The sequence below is a fragment of the Streptomyces canus genome (assembly GCF_030816965.1).
GTDB lineage: Bacteria > Actinomycetota > Actinomycetes > Streptomycetales > Streptomycetaceae > Streptomyces > Streptomyces canus_E.
Map to the genome: position 1 here is coordinate 3593414 of NZ_JAUSYQ010000002.1, position 24475 is coordinate 3617888.

The 24475-nt window shown below is 71.4% G+C and carries 22 protein-coding genes and 1 pseudogene; 13 read left to right on the forward strand and 10 right to left on the reverse strand.

What is annotated here, in order from left to right; translation table 11 throughout:
• Positions 1–136 precede the first annotated feature (136 nt).
• The 7 genes and pseudogenes from QF027_RS17345 to QF027_RS17375 form a co-directional block, all read left to right on the forward strand.
• Positions 137–1204 (forward strand): ABC transporter substrate-binding protein, encoded by a 1068-nt coding sequence (locus tag QF027_RS17345; RefSeq protein WP_307075504.1) that lies wholly within the window; start codon positions 137–139, stop codon positions 1202–1204.
• A complete protein-coding gene (locus tag QF027_RS17350; protein WP_306981223.1) occupies positions 1201–2049 on the forward strand; it encodes an ABC transporter permease in 849 nt (282 codons plus the stop codon). Before QF027_RS17345 ends, QF027_RS17350 begins: the two co-directional genes overlap by 4 nt.
• Positions 2025–2750, forward strand: a complete 726-nt coding sequence (locus QF027_RS17355; RefSeq protein ID WP_307075506.1) for an ABC transporter ATP-binding protein — start codon at positions 2025–2027, stop codon at positions 2748–2750. The genes QF027_RS17350 and QF027_RS17355 overlap by 25 nt, the downstream gene beginning before the upstream one ends.
• Complete coding sequence (locus QF027_RS17360; RefSeq protein WP_306981219.1) at positions 2747–4090, forward strand: LLM class flavin-dependent oxidoreductase; 1344 nt, start codon at positions 2747–2749, stop codon at positions 4088–4090. Before QF027_RS17355 ends, QF027_RS17360 begins: the two co-directional genes overlap by 4 nt.
• A gap of 13 nt (positions 4091–4103) precedes the next feature.
• Positions 4104–5000: a TauD/TfdA dioxygenase family protein gene (locus QF027_RS17365; RefSeq protein WP_307075509.1), complete on the forward strand. Its 897-nt coding sequence runs from the start codon at positions 4104–4106 to the stop codon at positions 4998–5000.
• Between the two features lie 112 nt (positions 5001–5112).
• On the forward strand, positions 5113–6498 hold the full coding sequence (locus tag QF027_RS17370) for an amino acid permease (protein WP_307075511.1): 1386 nt from the start codon (positions 5113–5115) through the stop codon (positions 6496–6498).
• 101 nt (positions 6499–6599) lie between these two features.
• Positions 6600–6677 (forward strand): annotated as a pseudogene (locus QF027_RS17375) (superoxide dismutase); the annotation flags it as partial.
• A gap of 129 nt (positions 6678–6806) precedes the next feature.
• Here QF027_RS17375 and QF027_RS17380 read toward each other — a convergent pair.
• From QF027_RS17380 to QF027_RS17390, 3 genes are read right to left on the reverse strand one after another with little or no spacing between them, the layout of a single operon-like run.
• Positions 6807–7583 carry an SAM-dependent methyltransferase gene (locus tag QF027_RS17380; protein ID WP_306981214.1) on the reverse strand — a complete coding sequence of 259 codons (777 nt, stop codon included), beginning with the start codon at positions 7581–7583 and terminating at the stop codon, positions 6807–6809.
• A 12-nt stretch (positions 7584–7595) separates the two neighbouring features.
• On the reverse strand, positions 7596–8219 hold the full coding sequence (locus tag QF027_RS17385) for a histidine phosphatase family protein (protein ID WP_306981212.1): 624 nt from the start codon (positions 8217–8219) through the stop codon (positions 7596–7598).
• Between the two features lie 48 nt (positions 8220–8267).
• A complete protein-coding gene (locus tag QF027_RS17390) occupies positions 8268–9707 on the reverse strand; it encodes an FGGY-family carbohydrate kinase (protein ID WP_307075514.1) in 1440 nt (479 codons plus the stop codon).
• An 88-nt stretch (positions 9708–9795) separates the two neighbouring features.
• Here QF027_RS17390 and QF027_RS17395 point away from each other — a divergent pair, with 88 nt between their 5' ends.
• The 3 genes from QF027_RS17395 to QF027_RS17405 all read left to right on the forward strand — a co-directional run bounded on the left by QF027_RS17395 (position 9796) and on the right by QF027_RS17405 (position 12571).
• Complete coding sequence (locus tag QF027_RS17395) at positions 9796–10839, forward strand: 2-hydroxyacid dehydrogenase (protein ID WP_306981208.1); 1044 nt, start codon at positions 9796–9798, stop codon at positions 10837–10839.
• Positions 10840–10852: 13 nt separating this feature from the next.
• Positions 10853–12280, forward strand: coding sequence for an FGGY-family carbohydrate kinase (locus tag QF027_RS17400; RefSeq protein ID WP_306981206.1), 1428 nt, complete (start codon positions 10853–10855; stop codon positions 12278–12280).
• Between the two features lie 93 nt (positions 12281–12373).
• Positions 12374–12571, forward strand: a complete 198-nt coding sequence (locus QF027_RS17405; RefSeq protein ID WP_306981204.1) for a hypothetical protein — start codon at positions 12374–12376, stop codon at positions 12569–12571.
• Here the strand turns inward: QF027_RS17405 and QF027_RS17410 are convergent, their stop codons facing one another.
• Positions 12572–13234 (reverse strand): DsbA family protein, encoded by a 663-nt coding sequence (locus QF027_RS17410; RefSeq protein ID WP_306981202.1) that lies wholly within the window; start codon positions 13232–13234, stop codon positions 12572–12574.
• Positions 13235–13370: 136 nt separating this feature from the next.
• On the opposite strand from QF027_RS17410, the gene pepN reads away from it, so the two are divergent.
• Positions 13371–15956: an aminopeptidase N gene (gene pepN / locus QF027_RS17415; protein WP_307082403.1), complete on the forward strand. Its 2586-nt coding sequence runs from the start codon at positions 13371–13373 to the stop codon at positions 15954–15956.
• Between the two features lie 206 nt (positions 15957–16162).
• Complete coding sequence (locus QF027_RS17420; protein ID WP_306981200.1) at positions 16163–17221, forward strand: hypothetical protein; 1059 nt, start codon at positions 16163–16165, stop codon at positions 17219–17221.
• A 79-nt stretch (positions 17222–17300) separates the two neighbouring features.
• Here QF027_RS17420 and QF027_RS17425 read toward each other — a convergent pair whose 3' ends face one another.
• From QF027_RS17425 to QF027_RS17450, 6 genes are all read right to left on the reverse strand, one after another.
• Positions 17301–18485 carry a glycosyltransferase gene (locus tag QF027_RS17425; protein WP_306986684.1) on the reverse strand — a complete coding sequence of 395 codons (1185 nt, stop codon included), beginning with the start codon at positions 18483–18485 and terminating at the stop codon, positions 17301–17303.
• Between the two features lie 143 nt (positions 18486–18628).
• On the reverse strand, positions 18629–19768 hold the full coding sequence (locus tag QF027_RS17430) for a serine hydrolase domain-containing protein (RefSeq protein WP_306981198.1): 1140 nt from the start codon (positions 19766–19768) through the stop codon (positions 18629–18631).
• A 98-nt stretch (positions 19769–19866) separates the two neighbouring features.
• Positions 19867–21630, reverse strand: coding sequence for a TIGR03767 family metallophosphoesterase (locus QF027_RS17435; RefSeq protein WP_306981195.1), 1764 nt, complete (start codon positions 21628–21630; stop codon positions 19867–19869).
• 231 nt (positions 21631–21861) lie between these two features.
• A complete protein-coding gene (locus tag QF027_RS17440; protein WP_306981193.1) occupies positions 21862–22308 on the reverse strand; it encodes an NUDIX hydrolase in 447 nt (148 codons plus the stop codon).
• Positions 22309–22317: 9 nt separating this feature from the next.
• Positions 22318–23199, reverse strand: a complete 882-nt coding sequence (locus tag QF027_RS17445) for a pyridoxamine 5'-phosphate oxidase family protein (protein WP_306981191.1) — start codon at positions 23197–23199, stop codon at positions 22318–22320.
• Positions 23200–23201: 2 nt separating this feature from the next.
• Positions 23202–23645: a VOC family protein gene (locus QF027_RS17450; RefSeq protein WP_306981190.1), complete on the reverse strand. Its 444-nt coding sequence runs from the start codon at positions 23643–23645 to the stop codon at positions 23202–23204.
• Between the two features lie 123 nt (positions 23646–23768).
• On the opposite strand from QF027_RS17450, the gene QF027_RS17455 reads away from it, so the two are divergent.
• Positions 23769–24311 carry a CGNR zinc finger domain-containing protein gene (locus tag QF027_RS17455; protein ID WP_306981189.1) on the forward strand — a complete coding sequence of 181 codons (543 nt, stop codon included), beginning with the start codon at positions 23769–23771 and terminating at the stop codon, positions 24309–24311.
• Positions 24312–24475 lie beyond the last annotated feature (164 nt).

Here is a 24475-nt window from a genome sequence, read left to right on the forward strand (position 1 = left end):
TGAGCCCGCACCTGTACTGTCGCACCCTTTGTTGCTGACACGCTGCCCCGCGTGACGCGCTCATTTCCCCTGCGTTGATTTTCCTTCTTCGTGCTTTCCCCTGCGCTGTTCCGGCGCTGATTCCGGGAGCTCTCCCATGCCTGTTTCCCGTACGTCCGGCATCGACCGGCGTCTGTTCCTCTCCTCGATCCTCGGTGCCGCGGCCGGCGTCGCCGGGCTCAGCGGCTGCGCCGGAAGCAGTGCCGCCGCAGACAGCAAGGACGCCCTGTCCGCCCCGCTCGCCGCGAAGGTCCCGGCGGGTACCAGCCTGAAGATCGCCTCGTATCTCGGCATCCAGCAACTCCAGTTGAAACTGGGCAAGTTGGGTGCGCTTCCGTTCAAGGTGTCGAGCTGGCCCAATATCGCCGCCGGGCCCGATGTCATCAACGCCTTCCGCGCGGGTTCCCTGGATGTCGCCACCAACGCGGGTATTCCGCCGATCCAGGCGCACTACCAGGGATTCGACGCGAAGATCGTCGCCATCAACATCACCCGCAAACCGAGCTATCTCTTCGTCACCAAGCCCGGCAGCGACATCCGCACGGTCGAGGACTTCAAGGGAAAGCGGCTCGCTTTCTCCCAGGGCCAGGCCCAAGGCGTCGTCCTCCTGCGGGCGTTGAAGAAGGCCGGCATCGCGTACGACGAGGTCAAGCTCGTCCCGCTGACCAGCAACCAGTTCTTCACCGCTCTGCAGTCGGGGCAGGTGGACGTCGCGCCGCTCGCCAACAGCCAGGCGCCCGCCTACCTGTCGCAGTACGAGGCCAAGGGCGCCCACGCCGTGACCACCGACGTCGTCGACCTGCTCACCCTGCTGTGGGCGCCGACCTCCGTACTGGCCGACTCCGCGAAGGCCGCCGCAGTCGCCGCCTACATCCCGTACTGGGCCAAGGGCCAGGTGTGGGCGTACGAGAACCCCGACATCTGGAACGAGCAGTTCTACGTCAAGACGCAGAACCTGACCCTCGCCCAGGCCAAGGCGGTCACCGCGCTCGCCAACAAGCCGCTGTTCCCGCCGAGTTGGGGCGAGGCGATCACGTGGGAGCAGGAGACCGCGGATCTGCTGGCGGCGGGCGGCTTCGTGAAGAAGTTCGACGTGGGCGACCTCTTCGACCACCGCTTCGAGGGCATCGCCGCGAAGTCCGTGGCCGCGGAGTACCGGAGGTGAGCGCCGTGACCACGACCGAAGCCGCCGTCACGGTCGCCCCGGCGAAGGGCACGCCCCAGGTCCGCAGGCGCCGTCGGCTCTCCCCCGGCAGGCGGCTGCCCGCCGCCCGGCTCGCCGGGCCGGTCCTCCTCCTCGCGCTGTGGGCCGCCGCCTCCGCCGCCGGACAGCTCGACCCGGCCGCGATCCCGGCACCCTGGACGGTGGTGAGGACGGGCGCCCATCTGTGGACCGACGGGACCCTGCCCACCGACATCCTGACCTCGCTCCAGCGGGCGGCGACCGGCTTCGCGATCGGGCTCGTCGCCGGGGTCGTGCTGGCCCTGGCCTCCGGTCTCAGCCGGGCCGGCGAGGCGCTGATCGACGGGACGGTCAGTCTCAACCGGGCGATCCCGACCCTCGGTCTGATCCCGCTGTTCATCCTCTGGCTGGGCATCGGCGAGACCTTCAAGGTCGCGATCATCGCGATCGTCGTCTACATCCCGATCTATCTGAACACCCATGCCGCGCTCTCCGGCATCGACCACCGCTTCGTCGAACTCGCCGAGGTGCAGGGGCTGTCGAGGTTCGCCTTCGTACGGCAGATCGTCGTCCCCGGCGCGCTGCCCGGATTCTTCGTGGGCCTGCGGCTCGGCGTCACCGGCTCCTGGCTGGGCCTGGTCGTCCTGGAGCAGATCAACGCCACCAGCGGACTCGGCTACATGATGTTCCAGGCCCAGAACTACGGCCAGAGCGATGTGATCCTCGTCGGTCTCGTCGTCTACGGCGTCTTCGGCCTGGTCTCCGACAGCGCGGTCCGTCTCGTCGAACGGAAGGTGCTGTCATGGCGACGCACACTGAGCAACTGACCCGGGCCGCCGTCCAACTCCGGGGCCTGACCCGGTCGTTCGGCGGGCGTACGGTCCTGGACAGCATCGATCTCGACATTCCGGCCGGACAGTTCGTCGCCCTGCTCGGGCACAGCGGCTCCGGCAAGAGCACGCTGCTGCGGGCGGTGGCGGGGCTGGACCACGAGGTCGTGGGAAGCGGCCGGCTCACCGCTCCCGAAAGGGTGTCCGTGGTCTTCCAGGACTCACGGCTGCTGCCCTGGCGGCGGGTGCTGGACAACGTCCTGCTGGGCACGGACGGCGAGGAAAGGGGCCGGGAGGCGCTCGCCGAGGTGGGTCTCCAGGGCCGCGAACGCGCCTGGCCCAACGAGCTCTCCGGCGGCGAGGCCCAGCGCGCCGCCCTCGCCCGCTCACTGGTCCGCGAGCCCGACCTCCTGCTGGCCGACGAGCCGTTCGGAGCCCTTGACGCGTTGACGCGCATCAAGATGCACGCGTTGCTGCGCGAGCTGTGGAAGCGCCACCAGCCGTCCGTCCTCCTCGTCACCCACGACGTGGACGAGGCGATCGTGCTCGCCGACCGGGTGCTCGTACTCGAACAGGGCCGTATCGGCCTCGACCTGACCATCGACCGCCCGCACCCGCGTTCGTACCGGGACCCCCTGCTGGGCGAGTACCGGGAGCGGCTGCTGGCCGCGCTCGGGGTGACGGAGGACCACGCATGACCACCGGCCAGCTCCACCTCAACGCGTTCCTGATGAACACCGGCCACCACGAGGCCTCCTGGCGCCTCCCCGAGAGCGACCCGTTCGCGCACGTCTCGCTCGACCACTACATCCGCCTCGCGCGGATCGCCGAGCGCGGCACCTTCGACTCGCTCTTCCTGGCCGACGGGCCGCAACTGTGGAGCAACCTCGCCCAGCGGCCCGCCGGTGCGCTGGAGCCGCTCACCCTCCTGACGGCGCTGGCCACGGCCACCGAGCACATCGGGCTGATCGCGACCGCCTCGACCTCCTACAACTCCCCCTACAACCTGGCCCGGAAGTTCGCCTCGCTGGACATCATCAGCGGCGGCCGGGCGGGCTGGAACATCGTCACCACCGCCGGTGCGGAGGCCGCCCGCAACTTCGGCCTGGAGCACGAGCCCGCGCACGCGGACCGGTACGCCCGGGCCGGTGAGTTCCTCGACGTGGCCCTCAAGCTCTGGGACAGCTGGGAGGACGACGCGATCGTCGGCGACAAGGCCGCCGGCGTCTGGGGCGACGACACGAAGATCCACCCGCCCCGCCACCGGGGGACGTACTTCAGCGTCGAGGGCGCGCTCAACGTGCCCCGCACGCCCCAGGGTTACCCCCTGCTCGTGCAGGCGGGCTCCAGCGAGGACGGCAAGGAGTTCGCGTCCCGGTACGCGGAGGCGGTGTTCACCGCGCAGCAGACCATCGAGGACGCCCGGGCCTTCTACGCCGATCTCAAGTCCCGTACCGCCGCGGCCGGCCGGGACCCCGACCACATCAAGGTGCTCCCCGGCATCGTCCCCGTCATCGGCGCCACGGAGGCCGAGGCGCTCGCGAAGGAGCGGGAGCTGGAGGACCACATCGTGCACCACCACGGCGTGGCCAACCTGGAGCGACTGCTGCAACTGCCGACGGGCTCCCTGGAGCTGGACCGGCGGCTCCCCTCCGACCTGCCGCCCGAGTCCGCCGTGGAGGGCGCCAAGAGCCGCTACACGCTCGTCGTGGAGCTGGCCCGGCGCGACCGTCTCACCGTGCGGCAGCTGATCGGGCGGCTCGGCGGCGGGCGCGGCCATCTCACCTTCGCGGGTACGCCCGAGCAGGTCGCCGACGCCATCGAGACCTGGTTCACGCAGGGCGCCGCCGACGGCTTCAACATCATGCCCCCGGTCCTGCCGTCCGGCCTGGACGCGTTCGTCGACCACGTCGTCCCGATCCTGCGCACCCGCGGTCTGCTCCGCACGGAGTACGACAGCCGGCCCCGACAGACCCTGCGGGAGCGCTACGGCCTTCCGCGCCCCGCGAACCAGTACGCCCAGCCCGTCCACGCCTAGGAAGGACCCCTCCATGTCCGGTATCGAGATCCGCAAGGTCACCGCCCGTATCGGCGCCCACGTCTCTGGCGTCGACATCTCCAGGCCGCTCGACGAGGAGACGGCCGCCGCGCTCCGGGACGCCCTCAACGTCCACAAGGCGCTGGTCTTCAGTGACGTGAACCTCGACGACCGGGGTCAGCAGGCCTTCGCCCGGCAGTTCGGTGAGCTCACCACCGCCCACCCGACCGTGCCCGCCGTGGACGGCGCCCCGAACGTCCTGCCCGTCGACAGCGAGGAGGGACGCGCCGCCAACAACTGGCACACCGACGTCACGTTCGTCCTCAACCCGCCGCAGGCCAGCACCCTGCGCAGCCTGACGATCCCGCCCTACGGCGGCGAGACGTTGATCGCCAACTCGGCGGCCGCGTACCGGAATCTGCCGGAGCCGCTGCGCCGGCTGGCCGACGGCCTCTGGGCCGAGCACACCAACGACTACGACTACGCCGTACCGGAGGAGACGGTGGACGAGGAACAGGCCGCCCGGCGCGCCCAGTTCACCTCGATCAAGTACCGCACGGCCCATCCGGTGGTCCGGGTGCACCCGCTGACCGGTGAACGCGGGCTGTTCATCGGCGGGTTCGCACAGCGGATCGTGGGCCTGTCGGTGGGCGAGTCCCGCAAGGTCCTCGACCTGCTCCAGGCGTATGTGACCCGGCCGGAGAACCTGCTGCGGCACCGCTGGTCGGAGAACCAGCTCGTGCTCTTCGACAACCGCATCACCCAGCACTACGCCGTCGACAACTACGACGGTCTGCCGCGCCGGCTGCACCGGGTGACCGTCGCCGGGGACGTGCCGGTGGGCATCGAGGGCAAGGAGAGCTACTCGATCGAGGGCGACGCCTCGCACTACACGGCCGTAGCGGCGTAGTCACAGCGGGTGCCGACGCTATCCGCATGGTGGGCGGCCTCCCCTCCGACCTGGGGAGGCCGCCCAGACTGTGGGCGTTTTTGCCCGTCTCACGCACTGGACGAACCCGCCCATGCCCCGCACCACCGCCAAGGCTCCACAGGAGTCCGACGCCTCCCTGACCCACGGCCTCAAGCAGCGCCATCTGTCGATGATCGCTCTCGGCGGGGTGATCGGCGCGGGACTGTTCGTCGGTTCCGGCGCGGGGATCGCCGCCGCCGGGCCCTCGATCGTTCTCGCCTACACGCTCTCCGGCCTCCTCGTGATGCTGGTGATGCGGATGCTCGGCGAGATGTCGGCCGCGTACCCCTCCTCCGGCTCCTTCTCCGCGCACGCCGAGCGGGCGTTCGGCCCCTGGGCGGGCTTCACCGCCGGCTGGTCCTTCTGGATCCTGCTGTGCACGGCCGTGGGCCTGGAGGGCATCGGCGCCGCGAAGATCGTGACCGGCTGGCTGCCGGGGACCCCCGAATGGGCCTGGGTGGCCCTGTTCATGGTGGTCTTCTGCGTCACGAACCTGGCCGCGGTGAAGAACTTCGGCGAGTTCGAGTTCTGGTTCGCGGCCCTGAAGGTGGGCGCGATCGGCCTGTTCCTGATCCTCGGGGTGCTGGCGATCGCCGGTGTCCTGCCCGGCACGGACGCCCCGGGCACCGCGAACCTCACCGGCCGCGGGGGCTTCTTCCCGGGCGGCGGCGAGGGCCTGGTCGTCGGCCTGCTCGCCTCCGTCTTCGCGTACGGCGGCCTGGAGACGGTCACCATCGCGGCCGCCGAGTCCGAGGATCCGGTGCGGGGCGTGGCGAGCGCGGTCCGGACGGCGATGTGGCGCATCGCGCTGTTCTACATCGGCTCGATGGCGGTCATCGTCACGCTGGTCCCCTGGGACGCGAAGGCGGTCGTGGAGAAGGGCCCCTACGTCGCCGCCCTCGACGAACTGGGCATCCCCGGAGCGGGGCAGCTCATGAACGTGGTCGTCCTGATCGCCCTCCTCTCCGCGATGAACGCCAACGTCTACGGCTCCTCCCGCATCGCCTACTCCCTGGTCGCGCGGGGCCTCGGCCCCAGCACCCTGGGGCGCGTCTCCGGCGGTGTCCCGCGCCCGGCGGTCCTCGCCTCCAGCGTCTTCGGCTTCGTCTGCGTGGTCCTCAGCCACTGGCGCCCCGACGACGTCTTCGCCTGGCTCCTCAACATGATCGGCGCGGTCATCCTCGTCGTCTGGGGTTTCGTCGCCGTCTCCCAGCTCCGGCTGCGCCGCGCCCTGGAACGCGAGGCCCCCGAGCGGCTTGCCGTCCGCACCTGGGCCTTCCCCTACCTGACCTGGGTCGCCCTGGCGGGCATGGCCGCGATCCTCGTCCTGATGGCCCGCGAACCGGACACCCGCGTACAGCTGTACTGGACGGGCGGCATGACGCTGGTCCTGGCGGGTGCGGGGTACGCGCGGCAGAAGGCGCGCACCGAGGCCTGACCACCTCTCGAAGGCGCGGCCCCCCGCGAGGGCCTTCTTGTTGCTAGCATGCAGTTGCAAGCTTTGCGCAATAAGAGGTCGGAGGGCCCCCGCTGGGGTTTGTCCTCGCCCATGAGCCGCTCAGTGGACGGCTGATCGTCGAGCAGGTCTACGACCACCAGGGCAGCGTCGGCCAGGGCCCTGAGCGGCCCGCACCCAAGCGTCCCGCCTCGTGATCGTCTTCTCAAACCTTCATGTGGGCGGGCGGAAGGATGGGAGACCCCCGCGAGGACGTGACTCGCGGAGGTCTCCCCTGTGACCCGTGGGGCTCAGGACTTTCGTCCCACGCCGCCGTGCTGGCCGATCGGAGCGGGGGCCGAGTCACCGTCCGGGTGCCACAGCGGGACCGACACCACGCCCGGGTCCACCAGGTCCAGGCCCTCGAAGAACGCCTCGATCTCGTCGACCGGACGCAGGAGGTAGGGCACCGCGCCGGTCTCGTTGTAGGCGTCCTGGGCCTGCTCGTAGTCCGGGTCGGTGCCGCGGGAGCCGTCGTTGACGCAGAGGTAGCTGCCGGAGGGCAGGCCCGCCACCAGCCGGCGGACCAGGTCGCGGGCCAGGTCGTAGTCGGTGACATGGCCGAGGATGCCGCTGAGGATCAGGGCGGTCGGGCGGGTGAGGTCGAGGGTCCGGGAGGCGGCCTCCAGGATCTTCTCCGGCTCGTAGAGCGTCAGGTCCTCGTACGCCGTCTCGCCCTCCGGTGTCGAGGTGAGCAGGGCGCGGGCGTGGGCTAGGACCAGCGGGTCGTTGTCGACGTAGACGATCTTCGATTCGGGGGCGAAGCGCTGGGCGACCTCGTGGGTGTTGTCGACCGTGGGCAGCCCGGTGCCGACGTCCAGGAACTGGCGGACGCCCGCCTCCTCGACCAGGTACCGGATGCTGCGGCCGAGAAAGGCGCGGCTGCTCCGGGCGATCGTGACGATGCCGGGGAAGACGGCCGTGTAGGCGTCGCCGGCCGCCTCGTCGACGGGGTAGTTGTCCTTGCCGCCGAGCCAGTAGTTCCAGATCCGGGCCGAATGCGGCACCGAGGTGTCGATCTCCGTCATGGGCCCATCGTGCTACGACCTGTCCGGCTCGCACGGCACATTGAGGGAGAGAAGTGCGGCGGATCCGTCTTCGCCGAGGCGGAGTTCGGTGATCGCCGCGTTGCGCAACCGCGGGAACACTCTGCGGTACTCCCCGAGCGGGATCGACAGCAGCGTGCACAGCACCAGCCGCAGCAGGGTGTTGTGGGCGACGACCAGGACGCGCGCATCGGGGTGGGCGGCGGCGATGCCGCGCAGGGCGCCGGCTCCACGGGCGGCGGCTTCGCGCGGGTCCTCCGCGCCGGGGAAGGGATACGTCACCGGGTCCGCCCGGAACGCCTCGGCCGCGTCGGGCACCTCCGCGGCGAACTCCGCGAGGGTACGGCCCTCCACCACCCCGAAGTCGCACTCCCTGAGGTCGGGTTCGCGCCGCGGGGTGATGCCGAGGGCACGGCAGGCGGGGTCGGCGGTGGCGATCGCCCGCGAGAGGGGGGACGTCCAGATCGCGTCGGGGCGGTGTACGGCGGCCCACCGGCCGAGCGCCTCCGCCTGGGCGCGCCCCTCGTCGGTGAGCCCGATGTCGCTCACCCCCGCGTAACGGTTCTCGGCGTGCCAGATGGTCTGTCCGTGCCGGGCCAGCAGCAGGGTCGTGCTCATGTGGGTGCGGTCTCCAGGTTCTCTGCGGTCGGTCACGGTCGGTCGTCGTCAGGATGCCGTGGTGTCCCGGTCGAGCCGGGCGCGCGCGTGGGCCGCCACCTGCGCCGAAAGCCAGCCGCGCGCGGTGAGTTCGCCGACGAGACGGGCGTACGGGTCGGCGAAGAGGGCCGTGCGGCCGGGGCGCGGACGCACGAGGGTCCGGATGCGGACCATGTGCTCGGCGGCCTCCGCCAGGGGGGTCCCCGTGGTGCCGTGCAGCGCCAAGGCGGCCATTCCCAGGGCAGGTTCGGTCTGTTCGGGCACGCGGGCCGGGCGGCCGAGGATGTCGGCGCGGAGCTGGTTCCAGTACGGGCTGCGGGCCGCGCCGCCGGTGAAGGTGAGGGGGCCGTCGAGCGGGGCGCCCAGGTGGTGCAGGTAGTCCAGGCACAGGCGCTCCGCGAACCCGACGCCCTGGAGGATCCCGGCCCAGCGGTCGGCGTCGTCGGCGGGGGTGCCCAGGAGGAGGGCGGTGGCGTCCGGGGCCAGGAACGGGAACCGCTCGCCCCGCGAGACCAGCGGGTACGCGACCGCGCCGGACGGCTCGAAGGCGGCCGCACGTTCGTCCATGGCCTCCGGGTCCACCTCCGCCGGCAGCGCCCCCGCACCCACGCTCGATGCCCCGCCGGGCAGCCAGGTACCACCCGGCGCGCGGTGGTTGTAGACCACGCCGGTGGGGTCCCGCACCGGGTCCGGGGCGGCCCCCTTGAGCACGAGGGTGGTACCGAGCACCGAGTTCCAGGATCCGTGCCGCAGGGCGCCCGCCGCGATCTGGGCCGCACAGCCGTCGGTCATCCCGGCGACGACAGGGGTCCCGGCGGGGATGCCGGTCTCCTCCGCGGCGGCCGGGCAGACCTCGCCGAGACGGGTGCCGGGCAGGACGACGTCGGGGAGGTCCAGGGCGATATCCGGCCAGGCGTCGCGCTCGAGGTCGTAGCCCGTCTTGAGGGCATGGCTGGAGTCGGTCGGCACCGGCCTGCCGACCAGCCGGGCGGTGACGATGTCGGGCTGGTGGGTGACCCGGCCCTTCCCGTGCGCGCCGACGAGCCACAACGCCTTCGGCAGCGCCCACGTGTCCTGTACCGCGAGCCCCGCCTCCCGAAGCCGCGCCGCCTCGCCCGCCGCGCGTGCGTCGTCGTACATGAGCGCCGGGCTCGTCGGCCGTCCCTCCGCGTCCGTCAGCAGCACCGTCCCGGACGTCCCGCACACCGCAAGCCCGCCGATCCGTACACCCGTCAGGGTGAGGAGCGCGGAACGGGACGCCGTACGCACGGCCTCCCACCACTCCCCCGGATCCTGCTCGTGGCGCCCGCCCTCGCGCCGGCCGCCGAGCGGCGCGGAACCCCGGCCCCGCACGGTTCCGTCGGCCGTGACCGCAAGGGCGCGGACGCTCTGTGTGCCGAGATCGATCCCCAGCCACACCGTCTCGTTCTCGTCTGTCAGCTCTGTCATCGGGGCCTCCCACCCGCACGGGGTCTATGCGTACCCCGGACCCGCGGCTCAACATCGTGACAGTGAAGCGACGATCCGGAGGTCGACGATGACCCAGAGGACCGATCCCGTACGTGTCGTGGCGGCCGGCGACCACTTCGTACTGCCGGGGCTGATCGCCGGGGCCGTCGAGGCCGAGCTGGGCGGCATCGCCGCGGAGACGAAGGAGTTGAGGCTCGGCTGGCCGCTGGAACCCTTCGGGCCCGTGGCGGAGGTGACGGAGGCGAGCGACGCCGAGGACGAGCTGATCGAGGCACTGGACGGCGCGGAGGTCCTCGTCACCCAGATGGGCCCGGTCACCGAGCGGGTGCTGAACGCCGCCGACAGCCTGCGGCTGGTCGTCGTGTGCCGGGGCGGCCCGGTCAACGTGAACCTCGACGCGGCCAAGGCCCGTGACGTACGGGTGTGCTTCGCGCCCGGCCGCAACGCCGCCGCCACCGCCGAGTTCACCGTCGGCATGCTGCTGGCCGCCGTGCGCCGCATCCCGCAGGCCCACGACCTCCTGGCCGGACAGGGCAGTTGGGAGGGCGGCGCCGCCTACTACACGTACGAGCACAGCGGCCTGGAGCTGGAGGACCTGCCCGTCGGACTCGTCGGCTACGGCGCCGTCGGCAGCAGGGTCGCGCGCGTGCTGTGCGCCTTCGGCGCGCAGGTCATGGTGTACGACCCCTATGTGCGCGGCGAGATCCACGGCCTGCGCGTGTCCTCGCTCGACCAGCTCCTCACCCGCTCCCGGGTGATCACCCTGCACGCCCGCCTCACCGCCGAGACCCGCGGTCTGATCGGCGCCCGCGAACTGGCCCTGCTACCCCAGGGGGCGGTCGTGGTGAACGTGGCCCGCGGTCCGCTCCTCGACGAGAGCGCCCTGTGCGACGCGCTGGAGGCCGGCCGGCTGTCGGCGGCGGCCCTCGACACCTACGCGCACGAGCCGCTGGCCCCGGACTCCCGGCTGCACGCCCTGGCCGACCGGGTCGTCCTGACCCCGCACCTCGGCGGGGCGAGCCGCGCGGTGGCCGAGAAGGCGGCGAGGATCGCGGCGGAGGAGGTGGGCCGCTGGGTGCGGGGGGAGCCGTTGGCGCACTGTCTGACCTGAGCCGGGAGGCACCATGTACGTCGGTATCGATGTGGGCACGTCCGTCGTCAAGGCCGCCGCTTTCGACAGCGGGGGCCGTCAACTGGCCGTCGAGTCACGCCCGGTGGAGCTCTCCCTGCACGGCGGGTTCGTCGAGCAGGACATGGCGGAGGTCTACGACGCCGTCGTCGACGTCCTCGGCAAGCTGACCGGGCGGGTGCCGGAGCCGGTGGAGCTGGCCGGGCTGACCGGTCAGGGCGACGGGGTGTGGCTGGTCGACGAGGAGGGGCGGCCGGTGCGTTCGGCGCTGTCCTGGATGGACGGCCGGGCCCACGAACTGCTCGACCAGTGGCTGGCGGACGGCACGTTCGAGACGGTGTTCCGGCGGACCGGGGGCGCGATGTTTCCCGGCTCGCCGGGACCGTTGCTGGCCTGGCTCGACCGGTACGACCCGAAGTCCCTGGACGCCGCCGCGACCGCCGTGTACTGCAAGGACATGGTCTTCCAGCGGCTGACGGGTGCCGCGCGGGCGACGACGGACGTGTCGGACGCGTCCATGCCCTTCCTCGATCCCCGGACACGGACGTACGACAACCGGGTGGTCGAGCTGCTGGGACTCACCCGTCGCCGGCGGCTGCTCCCCCCGATCGGCGACCCGATCGCCACGGGCGAGGCGCGGGGCGAGGGGCTGCCGGCGGGGACGCGGCTCTCGAACGGGCCGTACGATCTGCCGGCCTGCGCGCTGGGCGCCGGGGTCACCGCGCCGGGCGACGGGCTCCTCATCGTCGGAACCTGTCTGGCCGCGCTCGTCGCCACCACCGAGCTGGACCTGACCGGGGAGCCGGCCGGGCTGTACATCTCCACCGACCGGCCCGGGCACCGGCTGCGGGCCATGCCGGCGATGGTCGGGACGGCGGCGCTGGACTGGGTGCTGTCGACCACGGGCGTCACACACGCGGAGGTCGACGACCTGCTGGCGGCGACCCCGCCGGGGGCGCACGGGGTCCGGGTGCTGCCGTACTTCGCTCCCTCCGGGGAGCGGGCTCCCTTCGTCGAGCCCCATCTGCGGGCCGAGCTCAGCGGGGTCTCGCTGGAGACGACCAAGGCGGATCTGATCCGGGCGACCTGCGAGGGGATCGGGTACGCGGCCCGGCACTGTCTGGAGGCGGCCGGGCTGACGGGGTCGTTGGCCGTGTGCGGCGGGGGGACGCGGAGTTCCGCCTGGATGCGGTTGCTGGCCGATGTGCTCGGACGGCCGTTGCGGGTCGTGGAGGGGGAGGTGGGAGCCCGGGGCGCGGTGCTGGCCGCGGCGGAGCGGTACGGGGTTTCGCTGGACTCGGGTGTCTGGACCGAACCTACGGCGATCGTCGAGCCGGATCCGGAACGGGCCGCGTCCTACGCGAAGGGGTACGAGGAGCATGTGGAGCGGTTGGCTGTGGCGCGGGGCAAGACCGGACGTTAGCCGCGGGTTTCGTCGTGTGGTCGCGCCCGCGTGGCGGGAGCCGCATGTCGAGACAGCCCCGCGCACCTGAGTGGCTGGAGCAACATGGTGTTCATGCGGTGCTCGAACTGTGGTGGGACGCTTCAGGAGTTTCGGGCGCTCACCGACGAGGAGCAGAAGTTCGTACGGGAGCACAAGCCCAGGCACACCCGCCTGGGCGCGTACTACCGATGTGCCCGTGAAGGGTGTCTGCGATATCAGCGGCTCGGGAATCAGAACGACGGGGCCTCCTTCCCCGAGCCGCAGAAGTGATCACAGGTTGCTGAAGTCCGGACCCTTCGTACGCGTGCGCTTGAGCTCGTAGAAGCCCGGGACCGACGCCACCGCGAGCGTGCCGTCCCACAGCCTGGCCGCGTCCTCGCCCTTGGGGGCCGGGGTGACGACCGGGCCGAAGAAGGCGATCTGCTCGCCGTCCGCGCCGGGGACCGCGATGACCGGGGTGCCGACCTCCTGGCCGACCTTGTCGATGCCCTCCTTGTGGGAGGCCCGCAGTTCGGCGTCGAACTCGAAGTCCTTCTGGTCGAAGTACTCGATCAGGTCGGCGGGCAGGCCGACCTCCGCCAGGGCGCCTTCGACGGCCTCGCGCACCGGGCCCTGACCCTCGTTGTGGATACGGGTGCCGAGCGCGGTGTACAGCGGGCCGAGGATGTCGGAGCCGTGCTTCTGCCAGGCCGCGGTGACCACCCGGATCGGCTGCCAGGCCTTGGTCTCCAGCATCTCCCGGTACTCCTCGGGCAGCTGGTCGATCTTGTCCTCGTTCAGCACCGCCAGGCTCATGATGTGCCAGCGCACCTCGATGTCCCGGACCTTCTCCACCTCCAGGACCCAGCGGGAGGTCATCCAGGCCCAGGGGCACAGCGGGTCGAACCAGAAGTCGACGGGGGTCTTGCCGGAGGTGTTCGCGGTCTCGGACATGGGTCTCCTAGAAAAGTGTTCGTTGCAACCCGCAACACCGCTCGTCACCCACCCCATTCCCGGCTGACCGATGTCAGGAGCACATGGCAGGATCGAGCCTGTCCGCATGCTGAACACACCCGAGGGAGTACCGCTCGTGCCCGGTGAGAATCTGTCCCGCGACGAGGCCCGGGAGCGGGCCGCCCTGCTGTCCGTCGACGGGTACGACGTGTCCCTCGACCTGCGCTCGGCGGTCGGCGACCAGGCCGGGGACGGCCCGCGCACCTTCCGGTCCGTGACCACGATCCGCTTCCGGTGCAACGAGCCGGGGGCCACGAGCTTCGCGGACCTGATCGCGCCGAGCGTCACGGCGGTCTCGCTGAACGGCCGGGACCTCGACCCGGGCGCGGTCTTCGACGGCTCCCGGATCGCTCTGGAGGACCTGGCAGCCGACAACGAACTGGTCGTCGACGCCCAGTGCGCCTACTCCCGCACCGGCGAGGGCATGCACCGCTTCGTCGATCCCGAGGACGGCGAGGTCTACCTCTACACGCAGTACGAGCCGGCCGACTCGCGCCGCGTCTTCGCGAACTTCGAGCAGCCGGACCTCAAGGCGCCCTTCCGCTTCGAGGTGCGGGCGCCGCAGGGATGGGTGGTCTGGAGCAACGGGGTCGGCTCGGAGAGCGGCGGCGTGTGGCAGTTCGCGGAGACGAAGCCGATCTCGACGTACATCACGTGCGTGGTGGCGGGTCCCTATCACTACGTGACGGATTCCTACGAGCGGGTCCTCGACGACGGCACGCGTCTGGAGATTCCCCTCGGCGCCCTGTGCCGCAAGGGGCTCGCCCCCCACTTCGACTCCGACGACGTCTTCCTGGTCACCAAGCAGGGCCTGGACTTCTTCCACGACCACTTCGACTATCCGTACCCCTTCGGGAAGTACGACCAGGCGTTCGTGCCCGAGTACAACCTCGGCGCGATGGAGAACCCGGGGCTCGTCACCTTCCGCGAGGAGTTCATCTTCCGGGGCAAGGTCACCCAGGCGTCCTACGAGGGCCGGGCCAACGTCATCCTGCACGAGATGGCGCACATGTGGTTCGGCGACCTGGTCACCATGGTCTGGTGGGACGACCTGTGGCTGAAGGAGTCCTTCGCGGACTTCATGGGCACCTTCGCCAACGTCGGCGCGACCCGCTTCACCGATGCCTGGATCACCTTCGCCAACCGCCGCAAGGCCTGGGCCTACCGCGCCGACCAGCTGCCCTCCACGCACCCCATCACCGCCGACATCCGCGACCTCCAGGACGCCAAGCTCAACTTCGACGGCATCACGTACGCCAAGGGCGCCTCCGTACTGAAGCAGCTCGTCGCGTACGTCGGCCAGGACGCGTTCCTGGAGGGCGCGCGGCGCTACTTCAAGCGGCACGCCTACGGCAACACCCGCCTCGGCGATCTGCTGTCGGTGCTCGAGGAGACCAGCGGGCGGGACATGGGCGCGTGGGCGCGGTCCTGGCTCCAGACGGCCGGGGTCAACTCCCTCACTCCGCAGGTGCTGTTGAGTGCCGAGGGGCGGGTCGACGAGCTGGCGGTCGTGCAGGAGGCGGCCGAGTCCCACCCGGAACTGCGGCCGCACCGGGTGGCGGTGGGCCTGTACCGGCGCGCCGGGGGCGGTGCGCTGGAGCGGTACGCGCGCGCGGAGGTGGACGTCGACGGCCCGCGGACGGTCGTGGCGGAGCTGGCCGGTGCCGAGGCGCCTGAGCTCGTGCTCGTCAACGACGACGACCTGACGTACTGCAAGACCCGCTTCGACGCGGGCTCCCTGGAGACCCTGAAGTCGGGGCTCGGTGGCCTCACCGACCCGCTCGCCCGCGCCCTGTGCTGGTCGGCGCTGTGGAACATGACACGGGACGCGCTGCTCCCGGCCAGGGAGTTCATCGACATCGTGCTGCGCTTCGCGGGCCGCGAGTCCGACATCGGCGTCCTGCAGATGCTGCACGCCTGGGCCGAGTCGGCGGTCGTGCACTACGCGGCGCCCGAGTGGCGGGACCGGGGTGCGGGGCTGCTCGCCGAGGGGGCCGAGCGGGAGCTGCTCGCCGCCGAGCCGGGCAGTGAGCAGCAGCTGGCGTGGGCGCGGTTCTTCGCGCGGACGGCCGAGAGCAGGGCCGGCCTGGACCTGTTGCAGGGCCTGCTGGACGGCACGGCGGCCATCGACGGGCTGGACGTCGACCAGGAGCTGCGGTGGGCGTTCCTGCAACCGCTGACCGTGTGGGGCCTGGCCGACGAGAAGGCGCTGGCCGCCGAACTCGCCCGCGACGACACCGCGTCCGGCAAGCGCCATCAGGTCCGCTGTCTGGCCGCCCGTCCGTCCGAGGCGGTCAAGGCGCAGGCGTGGGCGCAGGTCGTGGAGTCCGACGCGCTCTCCAACGCCCTGGCCGAGGCGACCATCTCGGGGTTCAACCAGCCGTCCCAGCGGAATCTGCTGGAGCCCTACACGGAGAAGTACTTCGCGGTGATCGAGCGGGTCTGGCAGGACCGTTCGATCCAGATCGCGATGAACACCGTCTCCGGGCTGTTCCCCTCCCTCCAGGACTCGCGGACGACGCTGGACGCGGCCGACGCGTGGCTCGCGGCCCACGAGGACGCGGCGTCGGCGCTGCGGAGACTGGTGCTGGAAGGGCGGGACGATCTGGCGCGGGCGCTGCGGGGGCAGGAGTGCGATGCGCAGGCCGTCAACCACGGATGACCTGTGGCCTGAGCTTGGGCTCCTGGTAGTCGTTACGAAATCCGTTCAATAGCGGCCGTAACCCCTGGTCCCGCCCGAATGGACCAGGGGTTTTCGCTGCCTACTCGGCACCCGAACACCCGTCCTTTAGTGCCTCCTTGTCCGTATTTTTCGACAGGCGTGTAACAGCGGTTATCGGCCGGGCCGGACGCGGCAATCTCCGCTGCATGAACCACAACGCCCCGCTCCCCCCGCTCTCCCCCCGCCCCCTGTGTCACCTCTCCGAGGTGCACCGCCGTGTCGTGACGGCCGGCCGGCTCCGTACGAGCGGTGTCTCGGTCGCCGAAGCGAACGAGCAGTGCCGGCCCGGCGGCCCCTGGCAGCAGATCCTCCCGGGTGTCTTCCTGCTCCACCCGGGCCCGCCGACCAACGAGGAGCGCCTGCACGCGGTGCTGATGTACGCGGCACGGGAGCCCGCCGCCGGGGTCCCGGCGCAGCCGGGCACGGAGGAGCCGCACCGCCCGGTGTACGCGGAGGCGATGATCACCGGCCTCGCGGCGCTGAGGCTGCACGGCTTCCGCTCGACCCCGCCGCTGCTCTCCCTGGAGCGGATCGACGTCCTGGTCCCGAGGATGCGCCGGCTGCGCGCGGCGCGCGGCGCGCGGATCGTCCGCACGTCGGCGCTCCCGGCCGCCGAACAGGTCACCGGCGTCCCGGTCGCCCCGGTCCCGCGCGCCCTCGCCGACGCGGTCACCGAACTGACGGACGCGGGCGCGGTACGCCGGCTGCTGACGGAGGCGGTCCGCGGCGGCCACTGCGAACCGGCCGCGGTCGTCCGGGCGCTGACCGAGGCCAGGCTGCTCGGTCGCCCGCACGTGGTGGACGCGGTGGACTCCCTGCTCGCCGAGGGCCGCGTCATCGCGGAGGACCGCCTGTACCGCATGGTCCACGAGTACGGCCTCCCGGACCCGGTGTGGAACGTGGATCTGAGGCTGCCGGGCGGGCCGCACCTGGGCGGCCTGGACGCGTACTGGCCGGAGCAGGCGGTGGCGGTCGAGCTCGACACCCGCGCGCCCCGGCAGGGCCACCGGCAGGACGACGACGCCCTCTGGTCCGAGTACGCCCGCAAGCGCGAACACCTGGAGCGCCTCGGCATCACGGTCGTCCACATCACCCCCCGCAAACTCCGGGACGCGATGGAACAACAGGCGACGGTGGTCCGTACGGCCCTCATGGCCTCCGGCGACCGGGATCCCGCCGCGTATGTCGTGGTGCTGCCCCGGTAGTGACGGACCGGAGCGGGATCAGGAGGGAGAGAGGAGGGGCCACGGCGCCGGGGCCCCTCCTCGTCGCGCGCGTGCGGCACTAGAACAGGTCGGGCAGCGCGGGACGGAGGGCGCCCGCGGCGGCGCGGTCCAGCAGGGCCGCGTACGACGCGATCATCCTCGTACGGCTGAAGCGTTCGCGGTTCGCCGTGAGGGCCGGAGCGAGGTCGGCGCGTGCGGCCGCCGCCTGTGACCAGGCCACCGCGATCACCTCCGGGTCCGGGGCCGTGACCAGCCCGTGGCCCGCCACGATCGCCGCACTGTCGCCGACGTCCGTCGCCACCGGGACCGCGCCGCACATCATGCCCTCGATCAGGCACAGCGGGGCCGCCTCGCCCCAGGCGGAAGTCAGGGCGACGACGTCGGAGGCGGCGTACAGCATCTCCATGTCGCGCCGGACGCCCAGCAGGCGCACCCCCCGGTCCGACAGGGCCGTCGCCCCTTGGAACGCCGTCGCGAGGTCCATGGTGAGCCCGGGGTTCCCCACCGTCATCCCCGCCCCGCACATCAGCACCTGCCCGTCCGGGACCCGGCCGAGCCAGGCGCGGGCGGCGGCGAGCAGCAGAGGGACGTTCTTCATGCCGTCGTAACGGGCGGCGAAGACGACCACGGGGGCCGCGGGGTCGATGCCGAGCTCCGTGCGGACCGCGAGGCGGCGGGCCGCGTCGGGGCGGAAGCTGAAGAGGTCGACGCCGTTGGGGATCACGTGGAGCAGGTCGGAGGGGATCCCGGCGGCCCGGTACGCGGCCCGGGTCGACTCGGCGCAGCAGACGCAGGCGACGACCGTGCCGTCGGCGATGGCCGCCTTCAGTTCGTCGAGGGCGGCGCCCTGGTTCTCCGGGTCGGAGCGGTGCAGACAGACCACGACCGGACGGCGCGGCAGGCCCGCCTGGTTGAGCAGCGCCAGGGGCTGTTCCTTGAGGGAGAGGATGACATCGGCGCCGGCCGTCGCCCGGGCTGTTCCAGCCAGCTCCGGACCGGTGAAGTCGGCCGAAACGCCGTTGCCGTGGAACGTGCGGCCGAGGGAGGTGACGCCCACACCGGCCGCGGTCAGCGCCCGGTAGCAGGTGTCATCCTCCATCCGCTGCCGGGTCGCCTCCCGGTGGACCTCGCCGTGCAGGCTCAGCACTTGATGGTGCTGGCCGCCCTCGGTGAGGCCCAGCACGATGTCGCTGTGCACGATCCGGGCCCCACCGGAGAAGAAACCCTCGTACACCGACAGCAATCGCAGTTCGCGTCCCGTACGCACACGACCACCCGCCTTGCACACAGATCGAGCCATCCCCGTGAAGTGCGGGTTAGCCGATATGAGGCGGTACGGACGTTACGTCCGGATGAACTGCGTGCTTCGTGTCCGCGTCGGTGCGACTACTCGCCACAGAACTCCGCCTCGACGACCGCGTCGGTGTCCCCCGACCAGTCGCCATTGAAGTTGAAGGCGACGGAGTGCCGGCCGTCGGCCGTGGTCACGGCCACGGAGTTCGAGCCGTGGATGCCGCCGTCGTGGCCCCAGACGTGGACCCCGCAGCTGAGCTCGCGGTCGATGAGACCGAGGCCGTATCCGGCGTTCGGGATGCCCTCGACGGGCACCGTGGTCTTCATCTCCTTCAGCTGCTTCGGCGGGAGCAGCCGGCCCTTCAGCAGGGCCGCGTAGAAGCGGTCCAGGTCGGCCGAGTCGGAGATCATCTCGCCCGACGAGGAGGCGAGGGAGGGGTTCAGCCTCGTGACGTCGTACGTCGGCCCCGTCGCCGTCTGCGCCAGCTTGGAGTAGGCCCGGCTGCTGGGCTGCGGGACGGTGACACGGGTGCCCGGCACCGAGGTGGCGATCAGGTGCAGCGGGTCGATGATGCGGTGCCGGATCTCCTCGCCGTACGACCGTCCGGTGACCTTCTGGATCACCATGCCGGCCACGACGTAGTTGGTGTTGGAGTAGTTCCAGGACGTGCCCGGCGCGAAGTCGGGCTGGTGGGCCATGGCGATCGCGACGAGCTGCTCGGGCGTCTTCGTGTCGTAACGGTGCTCGAGGAAGCCGTCCTTGAGGAAGTACGTGCGCCCGAAGGTCTCGTCCGCGGTGTAGGTGAAGATCCCGCTCGTATGGTTGAGGATCTGCCGGACGGTGATCCGGCTGCCGTCGTGGCCGTTGCCGTGGACCACGCCCGGCAACCACTTCTCCACCGTGTCGTCGAGCGACAGCCGCCCCTCCGCCTCCAGTTGGAGCAGCACGGTGGAGACGAAGGTCTTGGTGATGCTGCCGACGCGGTAGCGGTCGTCCGCCGAACGCGGCGCGTGCGTCTTGAGGTTGCCGACCCCGGCGGTGGTCGACCAGGTGCTCCCGCCGTCCTTCGCCGTCAGCGTCACACCCGGGACGCCGTCCCGCACCGCGGCGCGGACGGCCTTCCGGGTGGCGTCATGGCCGCCGTCCCCGGCTCCGGCCGCCATCGCCGGCGCGGCGAAGCCCGCCGTGAGCGCCACCGCCGCCGTCGCCACCACTGTCGTACGTACCGTCATGTCTTCCCCCTGTTCGGGCACGCTCGGCGAGCGTGATCGGCGGGAGAGACCCGCGTCGGCGGGGGAAGGTTGAAATGATCAGAAGAGTTGATCCGTTTTCAGCCCTTCTTCAGCACCAGCTCCGTGTTCCGGTCTCCCGAGCCGCCGCCGAGCTTGTTGCTGGAGCCGGGGGCGTTGTAGGCCAGTTCGCGGTAGAGGGCCGCGAGGCCGGTCTGGGAGAGGTCGGCGAAGTCGGTGCGGTGGGGGGCCGCGGACTCCACCAGGGTGGTGAAGACCGAGATCGTGCCGTCCTTGTTGTCGGCCAGTTCGATGACCCGGGCGAGGTGCGGGAAGTCGATGTGGGAGGCGGTGGAGATCTCCCAGAACGAACGGCCCCCGGGTGCCGAGTGGGCGGTGATCACATTGCGGTGGATGTGCCCGTTGACCCAGGCCAGGACGTTGCTGTGGCCGGTGAGGAGGGCGACGACCTCCTGGCCGTTGTGGCGGCGCTCGCCCGGGTGGGCCGGGTCGGGGCGGGTGTTGTCCATCGAGTCGCTGGTGTGGTGACTGAAGACGACGACGTAGGAGTCCTTGTTCTCCCGCAGCGTCCGGTCCAGCCACCGCAGCTGCTTGGTGCCGACGGACCCCTGGTAGTGGCCGCCCGGGTCGGTGGTGTCGAGGCTGACGCCGACGACGTCGTCGGCGATGCGGAAGCTGTAGTACTGGGTGCCCGCGTCGAGGTTGGCGGTGGAGTAGCCGTGGCCGACCGGGCCCACGCCCCGGTGCGCCGGGTCGAGGTGGGCCGTGAGGTAGTCGCGGGCGGTGTAGGGGGCGCGCCGCTCGTCGGGGGTGACCGAGCGCATGGTCCGGGCGTGCGCCTTGAGCAGGTCGCGGAAGGCGTGGCCCTGAGGGTCGTTGCCCTTCCTGAGCATGTCCTGGAGCTTCTTCGACTCGGACGCGGGCAGCGACATGAGCTTCTTGCCGCCGACGGCGTACTCGGCGAGCCAGGAGTCACCGTGGCCGAAGCAGCCCAGTGGCAGGCTGTCGTGGTTGCCGACCGTGGAGTACCAGGGGATGTTGAGGCCGGGGCTGTTGAGCTCCCGGATCGCGGCGGCCAGATAGCCCGTCAGGTGCGGGAAGCCGAGCTGCTTGTCGGCGTCACGGGTGCTCGAGTCGGGCTGCCAGTACTGCTTGAGGCCGCTGTTCTGGACGCCCTCGTAGTGGCGCGGGTCCCCGGAGTTGGGAGTGATGCGGCCGCCGCTCATGACGGTGAGGAACCAGTCCAGCTCGGTGCGGGAGTTGTTGTCCGTGTTGTCGCCGGTCGTCATGGCGAACTGGAGCGGGGCGCCGGTGGCGGGGGCGCCCCGCAGGGCGTTGATCCGCTCGACGAGCGAGATCGCGCCCGGCACGGTCAGCGCCTCCTGGGGCCGCCAGGCGTGCACGTCGGTCGAGCGCAGGTACTCCAGACGCACCGGGTGCTGGCTGTCCATCAGGTGCAGGTCGGTGAGCTGCACGAACGCGGCCAGCGGGGTACGGCGGCCGGCCCGCCCGGCCTTCGGGGCGGCGAGGTCGGAACGCACCTTGCGGCTCCAGCCGGCGCCGTCACCGAGGCGCCGGTAGCCGGAGTTCGTGCGCGGGGCGGCGATGGAGGCGACGGTGGTGCCGCGGGTGTACGGCGCCAGGGGGGCCGCGACCGGAGCGGCCTGGTGGACGGGCTGGGCCACCGGCGCCTCGGCGGGGCCGGCGGTCGTCGCGGCCTGGCTGTCGGTGGGCCGCAGGGCGTAGCCGACGCCCGCGGAGACGGCGGCCGCGCCCGCGGCGGCGAGGACGGTACGACGGTGGACCGCCGGCGTGATGCTGGCGACAGAGCGTGTGCGCGACATGGCGCGATCTCCCCGAGTGCGAACTGCGTCGGCAGTGGTCGCGGGAGTCGCTGGTGCGCATTTCCCGCTCGCTCTGGATGCTTGGCACCGGGAATGACCTGTGCGTGAACGAGACGGCAACACGCAACGCCGATCACCGTACGTGGATCTTGGGCCACCCTGCGCGTTCGGGAGCGCTCGTCGAACGGCCCGGGGGCGGTCACTCCGTGTTCATCTTCCGGGGTACGACACCTATTCCGCGGGCCGTCCGGCCACCGGCCGCTCCCGCCACAGCCGCAGGCCGAAGTCGACCAGCGGCACCCGGTTCAGCCCCGGCACCGCGTCGAGGTCGTGCCACTGGGCCATGTCCGTGGAGCCGCCGACCTCGAACCGCAGCTCGCCGTCGGTGACCCGGGCCTCGTACACGAGCCCCACGCCGTGGTGTTCGACGGTGCGGCCGAAGCGGCGGCGGGGCGGGGGCCGGTGGGACCTGACACCGAGCAGGCCGGTGACCTCGACGCGGTAGCCCGTCTCCTCCTCCACCTCCCGCAGGACGGTGTCATGGGGGTCCTCACCGTGCTCCATGCCGCCGCCCGGCAGCGTCCACTCCGGCCGGCCGCCGTCGATCCAGCGGGCGAGCAGGATCTGTCCGTCGCGAACGCATATGGCGTAGGCCGCCACCCTCAACGTCTTGCGCATAGGAGGAAGTTAATGCGCCGGGTCCGGATTGGCCGGTGAGTATTCGGGCGCGGACCAGCGCAGAGGGAGCGCCGACGGCGTCTCGACGGTCTCCCGTACGGTGAAGCGGACCCTGCGGTCCTCGCCGAACTCGGTGCTCGCCTCGCCGGTCAGCTGGAGGGCCGTGCCGGTCGTCCAGTCGAGGAACAGCAGGCCGGCCCGGGGATCGGCGGCGAGGTTGCCGAGGGTCAGGAACATCGAGTTGCCCGGGTAGTCGCGCCAGCTGAGCTCGCCCGGCGCATCGACGCGCACGAAACCGGGGTTGCCGCCCCGGTGGCTGACGTCGGCTCCGCCCTCGCGCACGGAGGCGAGGAAGAAGGTGTCGGCCGCCGACACGAACTCGGCCTGACCGGGGGTGAGTTCAGCGCCGTGTCGCGCAGCGCCTCGGTGCCGGTCGGCCACGACCTCGTACGACGTCCTCCTCTGCAGGTACTTCGGGCAGTTCGAGAACACCTGGTCGGCGTCGATCGCGAACCCCCGTGCGGTGGGCCCGAGTCGGCCGTTGAGGCGCATACGGCGACGGGTGCGGGCGTCGAGGGCGATCGTGCCGACGGGTGTGCCGGGCGTGGCGAAGGCGGTGGCGAGGGGGTCGGCCGGGGACCAGCCGCCGGTGACGGAGATCCGCTGCGTGCCCGTCGCCCGGACGAAGCCCGGCGCCCCGGTGAGCGGTGACGCCCAGACCCGGCCCGTCGAGGGGTCCGCGGCGCCGGCGACCAGCAGCGGCTGGAGCTCCAGGAAGGCCGCAGCGACCTCCCGGATGCCCCGGCCGACCGAGCGGCCCACATGATCCGCCTGCTCGCGCACGCCCACTCGGTCCTGCACGGCCCGCGAGCCCGCGTGATAGACCCCCATGGCTAGAAGAACCCGCAGGTCGGAGCCGTACCGGAGGGAGCCGGGGCCTCCTCGGCGCCGCTCGGCACGGAGATTTCCAGGCGGGTGCCGTCGGGGTCGTGGAAGAAGATGCCGCCCGACCCCGTGCCCTCGCGGTGGGCGACCACGCCCTCGTAGGCGAAGTCCACCCCGTACGCCCGCAGCGCCTCCTCGTACTCCCTCACCTTCTCGATCGTGTCCGCTTCCAGGGCGAGGTGGTGCAGGCCCGCGCGCTCGGCTGCGTACGGCTGCCCGGCCTGCTGCCAGAGGGTGAGGACGAGGTTCTCGCCGTCGCCGAGGAAGGCGTAACGGCGGCCTTCCTCCTTGCCCTCGGCGAGTGGCGTGAAGCCGAGGACGTCCCGGTAGAAGGCGAGCGAACGGTCGAGGTCGGTGACGTTCAGGCCGATGTGGCCGGAGCGCAAGGTCACGGCTGTCCCCTTCAGCTTGGATGACTCGCTTGTTTAACCCTTGTGAGCGACTTTAAGGGTTAGAGACAAGGGATGCAACCGGTCACGTACTCTTGACCGGTTAGCACGAAAGGGAGCCCCCGCATGCCCGCCACCCGCGACCCCCGCCCGCTCACCGGCGAGCCGCTCGCGCTCGACCTGCTCAACACGCGGTGGATGAGCGAGGGAACCCTCCAGGACCTCCTCACCGACGTCGACGGGCTCGCGGTATGGCTCGACTCGACCGGACTCAGCGGCGATTACGTCCCCGGCAGCAGGACGCTGCGGTACCTCCAGCAGGCCCGGGAGGCCCTGCACACGGCGGTGGACGGGTCGCTGGAGAAGGGGGCACCCCTGGTCGACGCCGTGCTGGAGCACGGGCGGGTCCGGGTCGCGCTCACCCCTCAAGGTCCCGGCGAGCGACCCGAGTTGAGTGACCCCGACTGGGGCCCCGCCTGGCTCGCCGCGCGCAACTACCTCGAGTTGCTCACCGCCGCACCGGACCGGATCCGGTCATGCGCCCACGACACGTGCGTGCTCCACTTCTTCGACACGTCGAGGAACGGCACGCGGCGCTGGTGCTCGATGGCGACCTGCGGCAACCGCGCGAAGGCGTCCCGGCATTACGCGCGCAGCAAGGACGCCTGAAAAGGCCACCCAAAGGGCTCGCACGGCGAATTGCCCGCTATCGCACACCTCTTCACCGATGTCCCCAAAGGGCATCGCGGGTTTTCCCCATACACCCATATCGATTCGGTCAACTCTCCCTAAACATCCATCCCATGCGTAAAGCTGTGCGGTCATCCGGGGTC

What these genes read in the sequence shown, in the direction of transcription:
- QF027_RS17365 (WP_307075509.1), top strand. Translation starts at nt 4,104, where the DNA reads ATGTCCGGTATCGAGATCCGCAAGGTCACCGCCCGTATCGGCGCCCAC.
- QF027_RS17345 (WP_307075504.1), top strand. Translation starts at nt 137, where the DNA reads ATGCCTGTTTCCCGTACGTCCGGCATCGACCGGCGTCTGTTCCTCTCC.
- QF027_RS17390 (WP_307075514.1), bottom strand. Translation starts at nt 9,707, where the DNA reads ATGACAGAGCTGACAGACGAGAACGAGACGGTGTGGCTGGGGATCGAT.
- QF027_RS17400 (WP_306981206.1), top strand. Translation starts at nt 10,853, where the DNA reads ATGTACGTCGGTATCGATGTGGGCACGTCCGTCGTCAAGGCCGCCGCT.
- QF027_RS17385 (WP_306981212.1), bottom strand. Translation starts at nt 8,219, where the DNA reads ATGAGCACGACCCTGCTGCTGGCCCGGCACGGACAGACCATCTGGCAC.
- QF027_RS17445 (WP_306981191.1), bottom strand. Translation starts at nt 23,199, where the DNA reads ATGGGGGTCTATCACGCGGGCTCGCGGGCCGTGCAGGACCGAGTGGGC.
- QF027_RS17380 (WP_306981214.1), bottom strand. Translation starts at nt 7,583, where the DNA reads ATGACGGAGATCGACACCTCGGTGCCGCATTCGGCCCGGATCTGGAAC.
- QF027_RS17405 (WP_306981204.1), top strand. Translation starts at nt 12,374, where the DNA reads ATGCGGTGCTCGAACTGTGGTGGGACGCTTCAGGAGTTTCGGGCGCTC.
- QF027_RS17370 (WP_307075511.1), top strand. Translation starts at nt 5,113, where the DNA reads ATGCCCCGCACCACCGCCAAGGCTCCACAGGAGTCCGACGCCTCCCTG.
- QF027_RS17360 (WP_306981219.1), top strand. Translation starts at nt 2,747, where the DNA reads ATGACCACCGGCCAGCTCCACCTCAACGCGTTCCTGATGAACACCGGC.
- QF027_RS17455 (WP_306981189.1), top strand. Translation starts at nt 23,769, where the DNA reads ATGCCCGCCACCCGCGACCCCCGCCCGCTCACCGGCGAGCCGCTCGCG.
- QF027_RS17355 (WP_307075506.1), top strand. Translation starts at nt 2,025, where the DNA reads ATGGCGACGCACACTGAGCAACTGACCCGGGCCGCCGTCCAACTCCGG.
- QF027_RS17435 (WP_306981195.1), bottom strand. Translation starts at nt 21,630, where the DNA reads ATGTCGCGCACACGCTCTGTCGCCAGCATCACGCCGGCGGTCCACCGT.
- QF027_RS17420 (WP_306981200.1), top strand. Translation starts at nt 16,163, where the DNA reads ATGAACCACAACGCCCCGCTCCCCCCGCTCTCCCCCCGCCCCCTGTGT.
- QF027_RS17440 (WP_306981193.1), bottom strand. Translation starts at nt 22,308, where the DNA reads ATGCGCAAGACGTTGAGGGTGGCGGCCTACGCCATATGCGTTCGCGAC.
- QF027_RS17395 (WP_306981208.1), top strand. Translation starts at nt 9,796, where the DNA reads ATGACCCAGAGGACCGATCCCGTACGTGTCGTGGCGGCCGGCGACCAC.
- QF027_RS17430 (WP_306981198.1), bottom strand. Translation starts at nt 19,768, where the DNA reads ATGACGGTACGTACGACAGTGGTGGCGACGGCGGCGGTGGCGCTCACG.
- QF027_RS17410 (WP_306981202.1), bottom strand. Translation starts at nt 13,234, where the DNA reads ATGTCCGAGACCGCGAACACCTCCGGCAAGACCCCCGTCGACTTCTGG.